Raw genomic sequence first — 12,588 nt, forward strand, 5'->3', positions numbered from 1 at the left:
TGAACCCTCAGGACGGCGGTGGGTCCACCGTGTACGAGGAGGCCCGCTCGCTGCTCGACTGGGGGTTCAGATCGGCCGGGAAGGTCGAGTCGGTGGGCTCGCTCGGCGCGCCCCCCACCTCCGCGCGGGCGACGACGACGCCGCCGCCGGCGGTAGCGGCGGCCGTGCCGGAGGAGCACACCTCCGCCTGGACGGAGGCGGGGCTGATCGCGGGTGCCGCCGGTACGGGCGCGGCGGTCGTGGTGCTGGTGCTGAGGCTCCCGGTCCGCAGACCGGACGGGAGCTGACCGGCCGGCAGCCACAGCAGCAGCCCCAGGGTGATCCAGGCGTAGGTGTTGCTGCCCACGAACCCGTCGACGCCGGAAGCGTCGTCGAACCACAGCCACACCACGCTGGTGCACAGCACCGCGTACAGGGCGCCCGCGATCCTCGGGCGCCCCGCCCGGACCAGCACGGCGAAGGACGGAAGCAGCCACACCAGATGGTGCACCCACGTGATCGGGCTGACGAGACAGGCGGCGAGGCCGGTCAGGGCGAACGCCGCCGTCCAGTCCCCCGCGGCGACCGCCCGGCGCGTCCGTGACACCCATACGCCGAGGACCGCCAGCACCGCCACCGCCCACACCGTGCGGTCCGTTTCACCGAGCCTGGCCAGGATGCCCTGCACCGACTGGTTCGAGACGTAGTCGAGACGCCCCACACGGCCGGTGTCCCACAGCGCCTCGGTCCAGTAGAAGCGCGAGGCGTCCGGGTCCACCCACGCCGCCAGGGCCGTGGCCCCGAGGGCGACGGCCGTCGCGACCGCCGCCGCGTGCCACCGCCTGGCCACCAGCAGCAGACCGATGAACAGCGCGGGCGTGAGTTTGACCGCCGCCGCGAGCCCGATGCCCGCACCCGCCAGACGTCCGCGTCCGGTGGCGAGCAGCCTCGCGTCGGCGAGGACCAGCGCCAGCAGCAGCAGGTTGACCTGACCGAAGCTGAAGGTGTCGCGCAGTGGCTCGAAGAGGGCGAGCAGACAGGCGATCAGGGCCCAGCCGAACCAGCCGGGGCGCTGCCGGTCCTGCCCCGCGAGCAGGCGCATCACCAGGGCGAGGGCTGCCAGGTTGAGCAGCAGAGCGGCGGCGATGGCGGTGCGCAGGTCGAGCAGGGCCATCGGCAGCATGGCGACCGCGGCGAACGGCGGGTAGGTGAAGCCGTACGTCGTCCCGGGCACCCGGTAGTCGTACACCCGGCCGCCGTGGTGAACCCAGCTGTCGATGCTGCCGTAGTAGACGCGCAGGTCGAACCAGTCGCGAAGCAGCGGCACGGTCGCGGTGAAGACCGTCACCAGCGCCGCGAGGGCCAGCACCAGCAGCAGCCGGCCCCGGTCGGTGCGCGGCAGGGCCGGGGTCATGCCGCGCCTCCCGGCGCCGGGGCGAGTTCGGCCTGGTGGGCCTGCCACAGCACGACGAGGGCGAGTGCCGCGCCGCAGACGGCCAGCACGAGTTGCCCCGAGTCCGCCGGGCCGCCGCTGGGCAGGACGGACAGCGCGAGCACCCCGGTCACCGCCGCCGTGCGGTGGCGTACGGAGTTGCTGGGCGTGGCGGCGGCGATGAGGAACAGGCCCCACAGGGCGTACCAGGGGCGGATCGCGGGGCCGAGCGCGGCCACCGCGGCAAGGGACAGGCCGAGCGCGTACACCGGCCGCACGCGCAGCCGTCGCCAGATCAGCACGATCGCCGCCCCTGCGGTCACGACGCCCAGCGCGTTCCAGGCGGGAACGGCGAAGGGCGCGAGATCGCTGCCGAGGTGTGTGAGCAGGGCCCGGGTGGCGCGGCCGAGGAGGGTGGTCAGCGCCCAGTTCTGGGGTGAGGCAGGGGTGTTCAGGGCACCGACCCAGCCGTAGCCGGTGCCGGCCACGGCCGTCGCGGTGACGGTGGTCCCCGCGGCCGCGACGGTGGTCGTCACGACGGCCTTCGACGGGCTGCGGCCCGCACGCACCTGGAGCACCACGACGGCGGCGAGACCGAGCGCGGCGGGCGCCTTGACCAGGGCGGCGAGGGTGACCAGGACGGCGCCGAGGACCGGCCACCGGCCGAGGGCCGCCACCAGGCCGACGCCGAGCAGGCCGAGCATGACGGCGTCGTTGTGGGCGCCCGCGACCAGGTGCAGCAGGACGAGCGGGTTGAGGGCTCCCAGCCACAGCGCCGCACTCGGGTCGGCGCCGTTGTGGCGGGCGAGGCGGGGCAGCGCGGCCGCCATCAGGGCCACGCCCGCCACGGCGACGAGCCGCATCCCGAGCAGGCCCGCGGGCAGTTCACCGCGGGTCAGACCCGACAGGGCCGCCGCCACGGCCAGGAACACCGGCCCGTACGGGGCGCCGGTGTGCCGCCAGAGCGGGGCGACCTCGTCCGCGAGCGGACCGCCGAGCAGGGACGGCCCGTGCGCGTAGACGTCCAGGTGCGCCTCGACCATCGCCCCCTGGGCGAGGTAGCTGTAGACGTCCCGGCTGAACAGAGGCGGCGCCAGCAGCAGCGGGGCCGCCCACACCGCGAGCACGAGCAGCAGGGCGCGCGGCGCGGGTGGTCTCGGCCCCCGGACCAGCCGGCCCAGCAGCGCCCAGGCCGCGATCAGCAGGACGACGCCGAAGTACGCGCCGACCAGGCCTACAGCGGCGCGAGCGGAGGCCGGGTGGAGAAGGTCCTCCACGGGCAGGGCACCGGCAGTCTCACCGCCCAGGGCGAGGCAGGCGGTACCGGCCAGACCGAACATCTGGCAGCGGCGGAGATCGACGGGGAAAGCCATGGCCAACACTCGGGCAGCGTGTCAACGGCGGATGGCCGCAAGGGGACGCACCCCTCTCCGGAGGGCGGCCCCGCGGTGACCGGCCGGTGATCGCCGGCCGGTGAGTTCCCGCCGGAGCAGGGGTCCCACCGCCATCAGCACACCGACGAACGGACGTGATCAGGCTTCGGCCTCGGCGGCCGGACCGCCCTCGACGTGGGCGTGCGCCACCCCGAGCGGGTGGGGCGGCTGGTCCTCGCCGCCACCACTACCGGCAGAACGGCTACTACGAGGCGGTTTGGAACGCGGATCACACCTCGCCGCGGCTGCCGCTCCGGGTGGTCAGAACACCGACAGGCCGGTCAGGGTCGTGAACCGGTCCAGGGCTGCCACGCCCACCACCGAGTTCCCCCGCTCGTCGAGGCCCGGGCTCCACACGCACAGGGTGCAGCGGCCGGGTACGACCGCGATGATGCCGCCGCCCACTCCGCTCTTGCCGGGCAGGCCCACACGGTAGGCGAAGTCGCCCGCCGCGTCGTACGTACCGCAGGTCAGCATGATCGCGTTGATCTGCTTGGCCTGGCTGCGGGTGAGCAGGCGGGTGCCGTCGGCACGTATGCCGTGCCGGGCGAGGAAGCTCGTGGCGAGGGCCAGGTCGGCGCAGGACGCGGCGATCGAGCACTGCCGGAAGTACTGCTCCAGGAGCGTGGGCACGGGGTTGTCGATGTTGCCGTAGGACGCCATGAAGTGGCCGAGCGCGGCGTTGCGGTCGCCGTGCGCCGATTCGGACGCGGCGACCTCCTCGTCGAAGGCCAGGCCGGGGTTGCCGCTCTCCGCCCGCAGGAACGTCAGCAGTTCGCCGGACGCGTCGCCGGTGCGGGTGTGCAGCCGGTCGGTGACGACGAGGGCGCCCGCGTTGATGAACGGGTTGCGCGGGATTCCGTTCTCGTACTCCAGCTGGACGAGGGAGTTGAAGGGGTTGCCGGAGGGTTCGCGGCCCACGTGCTCCCACAGGACGTCGCCCTCGCGGGCCAGGTCGAGGGCGAGGGTGAACACCTTGGTGAGGGACTGCGCCGAGAACGGCTGCCGCCAGTCCCCCACCCCGTACACGGTGCCGTCCGGCTCGGCGACGGCCATACCGAAGCTGCGCGGGTCGCGGGCGGCGAGCGCCGGGATGTAGTCGGCGGGCCGGCCGCGGCCGGGGGTCCGTTCGATCTCCTCGGCGATGCGCTCCAGGACCGGCTGGAAGGTCGTCGGCGACGTCATGATCGGTATTGTCCCTCCGCCGGTCCCGGTGCGCTCCGGCAGGTCAGGCCGGTGCCGGGCCGCTTCCGGCGAGGACCTCGGGGCGCAGCAGGCCGGCGAGTGTCTCGGCGGGGAGCAGGCCCTTCTCCAGGACGAGCTCGGCCACGCCCCGGCCGGTGGCGAGGGCCTCCTTGGCGATGTCGGTGGCGGCCGTGTAGCCGATGTGCGGGTTGAGGGCGGTGACCAGGCCGATGGAGTTCTCCACGCCGGCGCGCAGTGCCTCGGTGTTGGCCGTGATGCCGGACACGCACCGCTCGGCCAGGGTCAGGCAGGCGCTCTGCAGGTGCGTGATCGACTCCGACAGTGAGTGCAGGATGATCGGCTCGAAGGCGTTGAGCTGGAGCTGTCCGGCCTCGGCGGCCATGGTGATGGTGACGTCGTTGCCGATGACCTCGAAGGCGACCTGGTTGACCACCTCGGGTATGACCGGGTTGACCTTGCCGGGCATGATGGACGAACCGGCCTGCACCGGCGGCAGGTTGATCTCGCCGAGGCCGGCGCGCGGGCCGGAGGACAGCAGCCGCAGGTCGTTGCAGCTCTTGGAGAGCTTGACCGCGATGCGCTTGAGCACTCCGGACATCTGGACGAAGGCACCGCAGTCCTGGGTCGCCTCGACCAGGTTGGCCGCCGTCACCAGGGGCAGCCCCGTGATGGCCGCGAGGTGGCGGCGGGCCGCTTCGGCGTATCCGGCGGGGGCGTTGAGCCCGGTGCCGATCGCGGTGGCGCCGAGGTTGATCTCGTGGATGAGCTGGACGGCCTCGGCGAGACGGGAGCGGTCCTCGTCCAGCATGACGGCGTAGGCGGAGAACTCCTGGCCCAGCGTCATGGGCACGGCGTCCTGCAACTGCGTACGGCCCATCTTGAGGACCTCGCGGAACTCGACGGCCTTGTGGGCGAACGTGTCCTGCAGGACGGACATCGCGTCGAGCAGCCCGCGTACCGCGAACACCGTCGCGATCTTGACGGCGGTCGGGTAGACGTCGTTGGTGGACTGGCCGAGGTTGACGTCCTCGTTGGGGTGCAGGAACCCGTACTCGCCCTTGGCGTGGCCCAGCAGTTCCAGTGCCCGGTTCGCCACGACCTCGTTGGCGTTCATGTTGGTGGAGGTGCCGGCGCCGCCCTGGACGACGTCCACGACGAACTGGTCGTGCAGCTTGCCGTCCCGGATCTCACGGCAGGCCTCGACGATGGCGGCGGCCTTCCTCGGCTCCAGCAGGCCGAGCTCCTCGTTGGCGAGGGCGGCGGCCTCCTTGACGGCGGCCAGGGCGTCGATCAGGTGCGGATAGGCGGAGATGGTCATGCCCGTGATGGGGAAGTTCTCCGTGGCCCGCAGGGTGTGCACACCCCAGTACGCCTCGGCGGGAACGTCACGGTCACCGAGCAGATCGTGCTCGGAACGGGTGGCGGCGGTCATGACGGTGGGGGTCCTCTTTCTGAGGGAGGTGAGGGTGGTGGTGCGCCCCGTCAGGGGCGCGGGGAACTGCCCGACCGGCCACATGCGCGCCGCAGCCGCCGGAGGGCAGAATCCGGCACGTCATCAAGCGCGGGCAGCACCGGCGACCGGCTCCAGCGAGCGGACGGGCCGCACACGCCCGACCTCACGCCCACCGCCCAGCAGCGGCTCACCCGCGAACTCGGTGAGCATATCCGGGTCGACACCGGCCCGGGCCAGCGCGGCGGCAGCCACCGGGACACGCGCCCGGTTCGCACCGTCGGCGATCTTCACCGCCACGGCCCGGCCGTCGGGCAGCGCGGCGACCTGTACGCCCTCGAAGCCGTCCTTGGACAGCAGTCCGGGCACGGCCCGCATCAGCGCGGCGACGTCCCGGCCGGAGCCGGAGGCCATCTCCGCGTGTTCGCGCATCGCGTCGGCGACCCTGGCCTCGGGCGTGCCCGGCGCGGCGGTGGTGATCCGGGCGGCGGCCCGGGCCAGTCCGTGCAGGGAGAGGGAGAACAGGGGCGCGCCGCAGCCGTCGACGGTGACGCCGGCGATGCTCTGCCCGGTGAGGTCCTCGACGATCTCGGCGACGGCCTGCTGCAACGGGTGGCCGGGGTCGAGGTAGTCCTCCAGGGACCAGCCGTTGAGGGTGCAGGTGTAGAGCATGGCCGCGTGCTTGCCCGAGCAGTTCTGGGCGAGCCGTGAGGGCAGTCGGCCCTCTCGCACCCAGGCGTCCCGGACGACCGGGTCGAACGGCAGGTCCGGGACGTTGCGCAGGTGGTCCTCGGTGAGCCCGGCGAGTTCGAGGATGCGCCGGGCCCCGGCGAGGTGCCGTTCCTCGCCGGAGTGGCTGGCGGCCGTCAGCGACAGCAGCTCGCCGTCGAGCGGCAGCCCGGCCCGGGCCATGGCCACGGCCTGTACGGGCTTGATCGCGGAGCGGGGGTAGAAGGCGGCCTCGATGTCTCCGATCTGGAGCCGGACCTGTCCGTCGGCGTCGAGGACGACGACGGAGCCGTAGTGGATGCCTTCGACGATTCCGCCGCGGACGAGGTGGGCGACGGGGGCGTGGAGGGGTTCACGGACAAGGGGTGCGTCCGCGAGAGAACTGCTGAACATCACTGCCTGCTTCTCGGGGAGCGACGCGTTCCTCACGCGTCGGCTCAGGTGGTGGACTTGCGTGCGACACGGCCGCGGATGACGAACCATCCGACGACCAGGGCCCCGACGATCAGCGGCAGGCACAGCACGGTGGTGCGTCCCGCGCCGCCGTCGGCGTACATGAGGACCAGGACGGAGGCGAGGAAGGCCAGCGTCACGATCTCGGTCCAGGGGGAGCCCGGGAGCCGGTAGCCCGGGCGGGTCAGCTCGCCCTTCTGGGTCTTCTGCCAGAAGAGGAGGTGACAGATCATGATCATGCCCCAGGTGGCGAGGATGCCGATCGCGGCGAAGTTCAGCACGATCTCGAACGCCTCGGCGGGCACGACGAAGTTGAGGCCGACGCCCAGCACGCAGATGCCGCTGGTGAGCAGGATGCCGCCGTAGGGGACCTGGCTGCGGCTCATCACTGAGGTGAACCGGGGGGCGGATCCGGACATGGCCATGGAGCGCAGGATGCGGCCGGTGGAGTACAGGCCGGAGTTGAGGGAGGACATGGCGGCGGTGAGGACGACGAGGTTCATCACGCCGCCGGCCGCCGGGATGCCGATGTTGGACAGCACCGTCACGAAGGGGCTCTCGCCGGCGGTGTACTTGTTCCACGGCAGCAGCATCGACAGCAGGACGACCGAGCCGACGTAGAAGACGCCGACGCGCCACATGATCGAGTTGATCGCCTTCGGCATGATCTTCTCGGGGTTCTCGGTCTCACCGGCGGCGACGCCGACCAGTTCGACGGAGGCGTAGGCGAAGACGACGCCCTGGATGATCAGCAGCATGGGCAGCAGGCCCTGCGGGAAGACGCCGCCGTTGTCGCCGATGAGGGACGGGCCCGGGGTGTGGCCGTCGACGGGGTGCTGGGTGACCAGCAGGAAGATGCCGATGCACATGAAGACGACCAGGGCCCCGACCTTGACGATCGCGAACCAGAACTCCAGCTCGCCGAAGATCTTGACCGAGATCAGGTTCACGGTGAGCACCACGGCCAGCGCGATCAGCGCGATGACCCACTGCGGGATGTCGGAGAACATGCCCCAGTAGTGGGTGTAGGTGGCGACGGCGGTGATGTCGGCGATGCCGGTGGTGGCCCAGTTGAGGAAGTACATCCAGCCGGCGGTGTAGGCGCCCTTCTCCCCCATGAACTCACGGGCGTAGGAGACGAAGGCACCCGAGGAGGGCCGGTACAGCACCAGTTCGCCGAGGGCGCGCACGACGAGGAAGGCGAAGAGGCCGCAGACCGCGTACGCGATGAAGAGCGACGGGCCGGCGTCGGCGAGGCGGCCGCCGGCGCCGAGGAACAGGCCGGTGCCGATGGCTCCGCCGATGGCGATCATGTTGACGTGCCGGGACTTCAGGGACTTGCTGTAGCCCGCGTCTCCGGCATCGACATGGATGGAACGTTTCTGCACATCGTCGTGCAGGGACTGCTCGCTCACGCCTCGGTTCCGCCTTCCATGGGGGTTTCCGTGGGGGTGTCCGTGCGCGAGGAGCGCACGATGTCGGTGAGGGTGGTCTCGACGCGGTCGAGATGGTGGGCCATGGCCTCCACCGCGTCGGTCTCGGAACCGTCGGTCAGAGCCTCGACGATGGCCCGGTGCTCGCGGTTGGACTGCTCGCGGCGGCCGCCCAGCTCGTTGAGGAAGGCCGACTGGCGGGCCAGCGCGTCCCGGATCTCCTCGATGACCCGGCGGAAGACCGGGTTCTGGGCGGCCTCGGCCACGGCGAGATGGAACAGGCTGTCCATGGCGACCCACGCGGTGGTGTCGGTCTCCCGCTCCATCCGGTCCAGGAGGTGGGCCAGGTGGTCGAGGTTCTCCGGGGTGCGGCGCCTGGCCGCGTACCCGGCGACCGGGATCTCGACGTGACGGCGCACCTCCAGCAGGTCGCTGGCGGAGTAGTCGCCGAAGGTGGGGTCCTCGACGGTGCTGGCCACGACGAAGGTGCCCTTGCCGGTCCGGGACACGGTCAGGCCCATGGTCTGCAGGGCCCGCAGCGCCTCGCGCAGCACGGGCCGGGAGACCTCGAGAGTGCGGCAGAGCTCGGCCTCCGAGGGGAGCTTGTCGCCGATGGCGTACTCACCCCGCTCGATGGCGCCGCGCAGGTACGCCAGCACCGCTTCCATGGCACTGACGCGACGCACAGGCTGTCCGGCTGTCCGGCTGTCTGACAGGTTCACGGGAGAGATACTCCGGCCGACGGCTCGTGCTGTCAAGGGTGCTCCCGAAGGAGCGCGGGGAACTGCGCGACAAGCCACGACGGCGCCGGGCACAGGCCCCGGCGCCTCCCGGCGGAACACTCAGCTGTGCAGAACACCCGCCCCGAGCAGGCCGAACAGCAGCACACCCACCACGATCCGGTAGATCACGAACGCGTTGAACGAGTGCTTGGCGACGAACTTCAGCAGCCAGGCGATGGAGGCGTACGCCACGACGAACGACACGAGCGTGCCCACGGCGAGCGGGGCGGCTCCCACCCCGGTGCCCAGCGCGTCCTTGAGCTCGTAGAGGCCGGCACCGGTCAGCGCCGGGATGCCGAGGAAGAAGGAGAGCCGGGTGGCGGCGACGCGGTCCAGGTCGAGGATCAGCGCGGTGGACATGGTGGCGCCGGAGCGGGAGAAGCCGGGGAAGAGCAGGGCGAGGATCTGGGAGCTGCCGACCAGCATCGCGTCCTTGAAGGAGGTGTCGTCCTCGCCGCGCTTGTGCCGGCCCATCTGGTCCGCCGCCCACATCACGCCGCTGCCGGCGATCAGGGAGCCGGCGACCACCCACAGCGAGGCGAGGGGGCCCTCGATGAGCGGCTTGGCGGCGAGTCCGACGACGACGATCGGGATCGTCGCGCAGATCACCCACCAGGCGAACTTGTAGTCGTGGTGGTACCGCTGCTCGCGGTCGCGCAGGCCCCTCCCCCAGGCGGAGACGATCCGCACGATGTCCTTGAAGAAGTACACGAGCACCGCGGCGATCGCGCCGACCTGGATGACGGCCGAGAACCCGACCACGGCGTCGTCGTCGACGGGGATGTCCATCAGCCCCTCGACGATCTTCAGATGCCCGGTGGAGGAGACGGGCAGGAACTCGGTCACCCCCTCGACGGCTCCGAGGACGACGGCCTGACCGACGCTGATGACGCTCATGGGATCCAGTTCTGCTCGAGGGCGGGAGCGGAGGGGACCGTCTTACTACACCCGGACGAGAACGGAGCTCATGGACGCGCCTCACATACGCGCCAGTGCCGCCCCGGCGAAGGCCGCGGCAAGGCCGACCGCCACCGTGACGCCGACGTTGAGGGCCGCCTGGAGACGCGCGCCGGTCTCCGCCAGCCGCAGCGTCTCGTAGGAGAACGTCGAGTAGGTCGTCAGGGCCCCGCACAGGCCGGTGCCGAGCAACAGCTGGACGTGGGTGGCGGCTCCGGTGAGCAGGCCGAGGACCAGGGAGCCGGTGACGTTGACCGTGAAGGTGCCCCAGGGGAAGACGGAGTCGTGGCGCGCCTGGACCGCCCGGTCGGTGAGGTAGCGCAGCGGGGCGCCCACCATCGCGCCACCGACGACCAGCAGCCAGTTCACAACGAGCTCTTACCCTTCGTGTCCGTCGTGCCGGGCGTGTCGTCCCGGCCCGTGTACCGGATGACCTCGCAGTCGTCGAGTGTCACCAGCCCCTCGGTGACCAGTTCGTCGAGCTGCGGCAGGAAGGCGCGGACCCGTGGCTCGGTGTCGACGATCACCACGGCGACCGGCAGGTCCTCGCTCAGGGACAGCAGCCGCGAGGTGTGGATCAGGGAGGAGGCGCCGAAGCCCTCGATGCCTCGGAAGACGCTGGCGCCCGCGAGGCCCGCCGCGTGGGCCCGGTGCACGATCTCGGAGCAGAGGGGCTTGTGGTGCCAGGTGTCGTTCTCGCCGATGAAGACGGTCAGGCGCAGGGCCCTGCCGGTGAGCCTCGTCATCGTTGCCTGCCTTTCAGGACGCGGCGGGTCGTTCCGGCCGCGAGCCACACCGCCGTGAGGGCCGCGAGCGGGGTGGCGGCGAGGTAGGCCAGTCCGGTGCCGGGACGACCGCCGTCGATGAGTTTCTGGATGTCGACGGCGTACGTCGAGAAGGTGGTGAAGCCGCCGAGGACGCCGGTGCCGAAGAAGGGGCGGACGAGGGGGTGGGCGGTGCGGACCTCGGTGATGATCACCATGAACACGCCGATCACGGCGCAGCCGGCGATGTTGACCCAGAGGGTCGTCCAGGGGAAGCCGCCCGGGGGCTTGGGCCACATGAGGGAGGCCGCGTAGCGGGCGGTCGCGCCCACTCCCCCGCCGAGCGAGACCACCGCGACGACGGGCGCCTGGGCACGCCAAGAGGGCCGGTGGGGAGCCGGCGCCGCGACGCGGAGGCTTTCGGGGGCTGTCATGGGGTGGTCCGTCTCCTACTCGCCGGGGCCCGGGGTCGTGCGGGCGCGTGCCGTCGCAAGTAGGGACCGTTGGCGGCTTCCTCGCCGCGGTTCGGGTACGGCGGGCCCCACCGCCGCGCCGCGACGCCCGTCGCGGCCGGAGTTCAGGTTAACCCCGAGCGCGGGGCGGGGTCACTCCGAGGCGGGCGGTGAGATCACCTGCCGGTCGAGAGCACCTCGGGACGGACGACGCGGGTCACTTCGCCGCGGGCGCCTCGCAGACCGCTACGCCCCGTTCCCGGATGCTGCCGAGGATCAGGTGCCCGCCCGCTTCGCAGACGCTGGTGGGCATGCGGTAGCCGGAGCGGCGGCGGGCGAGATGGTGCACGACGCGGCCCTCGTCGTCGAAGGCCTGGAGGGCGATCGTGCCGGTGGGGCGGAACGGGGCGCGTACGGCGACGCGCGCGGCGGCGGCCCGGACGCCGGGCGCGCTGCGGTGGAGCCGCTCGAGGGGCGGGACGCGGGGCCCGGCGAGCGCGACCCAGATCGGTCCGTCGGGCGCGCCGCGCCAGAGGTTGTCGGGCATGCCGGGGAGGTTCTCGGCGAACGGCTCGCTGCGCCCGGCCTTCGGCCCGGTGAGCGGGACGCGCAGCAGCCGGCGGGCGCCGGTCTCGGCGACGACGAGGAAGGACTCGTCCGCGCCGACGGCGACCCCGTTGGCGAACTGCAGGCCGTCCAGCACCACCTCGGGAGCGTCGGCGCCGGGGGCGAGCCGCAGCAGCCGTCCCGTCCCGGTGTGCTCGACGATGTCGCCGATCCAGTGCTCCAGGGGGTAGCGGCGGCTGGAGACGGTGAAGCAGACGCTGCCGTCGGAGAGGGCCACGACGTTGCTGCAGAAGCGCAGCGGCTCTCCCGCCACCGAGTCGGCGAGGATCCGGACCGTGCCGTCGCCGGTGCCGACGTGCAGGAGTCCGCGTTCGGCGTCGCACACCAGCAGGTCGCCGTCGGGGAGGAGTTCGAGGCCGAGCGGCCGGCCGCCGGTCTCGGCGAGCACCTCGACGCGGGCCGCGACCGGGTCGGCGAGGGCGTCCAGCCGCAGGATGCGTCCGTCCGCGACGCCGGTGAGGACGCGGCCGCGCGGGTCGGCGACCACGTCCTCGGGGCCGGGGCCCACCGCGATGTAGTGGCGGGGGACGAGTGCCGTGGGACGTTCCATAGCGAGAGCTGTCCTTCGTCATCGGGGGCGATGCGGCGGTACCGGGTGGCCTACCAGCCCTTCTCGAACATCCGGGCGACCTCGGCGATCCGCATGTCGTCGCGGTGGTAGCGCACACGGCCCGCGGACCTGCTGGTGCGCAGCATGCCGGTGGCCTCCAGCAGCCGCAGATGGGTGACGGCGACCGGGCGCGGTATCGAGAACCGCTCGGCGACGGCGTCCGCGGTGACACCGTCCGCCGCGGGACCGGGTTCCTTCAGCCAAGCCAGGATGCGCAGCCGCGTCTCGTCCGTGGGAGTCCTCAGCATGTCGTGCCCCTGCCTCGCGGCTTCGCCCTCTCA

Annotated in this window: 13 protein-coding genes; all 13 read right to left on the minus strand. The window is 72.1% G+C overall.

Translation table 11 applies throughout. The features are described 5' to 3' along the window. Positions 1-7: 7 nt before the first annotated feature. The 13 genes from ACFCXS_RS18905 to ACFCXS_RS18965 all read right to left on the minus strand — a co-directional run bounded on the left by ACFCXS_RS18905 (position 8) and on the right by ACFCXS_RS18965 (position 12,555). A complete protein-coding gene (locus ACFCXS_RS18905; RefSeq protein ID WP_376644471.1) occupies positions 8-1,393 on the minus strand; it encodes a glycosyltransferase 87 family protein in 1,386 nt (461 codons plus the stop codon). Next, entirely contained in the window at positions 1,390-2,784 is a 1,395-nt protein-coding gene (gene mptB / locus ACFCXS_RS18910) for a polyprenol phosphomannose-dependent alpha 1,6 mannosyltransferase MptB (RefSeq protein WP_376644472.1), read from the minus strand. The genes ACFCXS_RS18905 and mptB overlap by 4 nt, the downstream gene beginning before the upstream one ends. Positions 2,785-3,105: 321 nt before the next feature. Then, positions 3,106-4,029, minus strand: coding sequence for a glutaminase (locus ACFCXS_RS18915; RefSeq protein WP_376644473.1), 924 nt, complete (start codon positions 4,027-4,029; stop codon positions 3,106-3,108). Positions 4,030-4,072: 43 nt separating this feature from the next. Continuing rightward, positions 4,073-5,482 (minus strand): aspartate ammonia-lyase, encoded by a 1,410-nt coding sequence (gene aspA / locus ACFCXS_RS18920; protein WP_376644474.1) that lies wholly within the window; start codon positions 5,480-5,482, stop codon positions 4,073-4,075. A 123-nt stretch (positions 5,483-5,605) separates the two neighbouring features. Next, positions 5,606-6,622: an asparaginase gene (locus tag ACFCXS_RS18925; RefSeq protein WP_376644475.1), complete on the minus strand. Its 1,017-nt coding sequence runs from the start codon at positions 6,620-6,622 to the stop codon at positions 5,606-5,608. Between the two features lie 44 nt (positions 6,623-6,666). Beyond that, a complete protein-coding gene (locus ACFCXS_RS18930; protein ID WP_376644476.1) occupies positions 6,667-8,097 on the minus strand; it encodes an amino acid permease in 1,431 nt (476 codons plus the stop codon). Then, complete coding sequence (locus tag ACFCXS_RS18935; protein WP_376644477.1) at positions 8,094-8,783, minus strand: FadR/GntR family transcriptional regulator; 690 nt, start codon at positions 8,781-8,783, stop codon at positions 8,094-8,096. Before ACFCXS_RS18935 ends, ACFCXS_RS18930 begins: the two co-directional genes overlap by 4 nt. A gap of 174 nt (positions 8,784-8,957) precedes the next feature. Next, positions 8,958-9,794 carry an undecaprenyl-diphosphate phosphatase gene (locus ACFCXS_RS18940; RefSeq protein ID WP_376644478.1) on the minus strand — a complete coding sequence of 279 codons (837 nt, stop codon included), beginning with the start codon at positions 9,792-9,794 and terminating at the stop codon, positions 8,958-8,960. Between the two features lie 81 nt (positions 9,795-9,875). Next, on the minus strand, positions 9,876-10,223 hold the full coding sequence (gene crcB / locus ACFCXS_RS18945; protein WP_376644479.1) for a fluoride efflux transporter CrcB: 348 nt from the start codon (positions 10,221-10,223) through the stop codon (positions 9,876-9,878). Continuing rightward, a complete protein-coding gene (locus ACFCXS_RS18950) occupies positions 10,220-10,600 on the minus strand; it encodes a DUF190 domain-containing protein (RefSeq protein WP_376644480.1) in 381 nt (126 codons plus the stop codon). The genes crcB (ACFCXS_RS18945) and ACFCXS_RS18950 overlap by 4 nt, the downstream gene beginning before the upstream one ends. Further along, on the minus strand, positions 10,597-11,052 hold the full coding sequence (gene crcB, locus ACFCXS_RS18955) for a fluoride efflux transporter CrcB (RefSeq protein WP_376644481.1): 456 nt from the start codon (positions 11,050-11,052) through the stop codon (positions 10,597-10,599). Before crcB (ACFCXS_RS18955) ends, ACFCXS_RS18950 begins: the two co-directional genes overlap by 4 nt. Before the next feature lie 235 nt (positions 11,053-11,287). Further along, positions 11,288-12,247 (minus strand): SMP-30/gluconolactonase/LRE family protein, encoded by a 960-nt coding sequence (locus ACFCXS_RS18960; RefSeq protein WP_376644482.1) that lies wholly within the window; start codon positions 12,245-12,247, stop codon positions 11,288-11,290. A 50-nt stretch (positions 12,248-12,297) separates the two neighbouring features. After that, positions 12,298-12,555: a helix-turn-helix transcriptional regulator gene (locus ACFCXS_RS18965; RefSeq protein WP_104782202.1), complete on the minus strand. Its 258-nt coding sequence runs from the start codon at positions 12,553-12,555 to the stop codon at positions 12,298-12,300. Positions 12,556-12,588 lie beyond the last annotated feature (33 nt).

The organism is Streptomyces sp. NPDC056373 (assembly GCF_042262425.1).
Classification (GTDB): domain Bacteria; phylum Actinomycetota; class Actinomycetes; order Streptomycetales; family Streptomycetaceae; genus Streptomyces.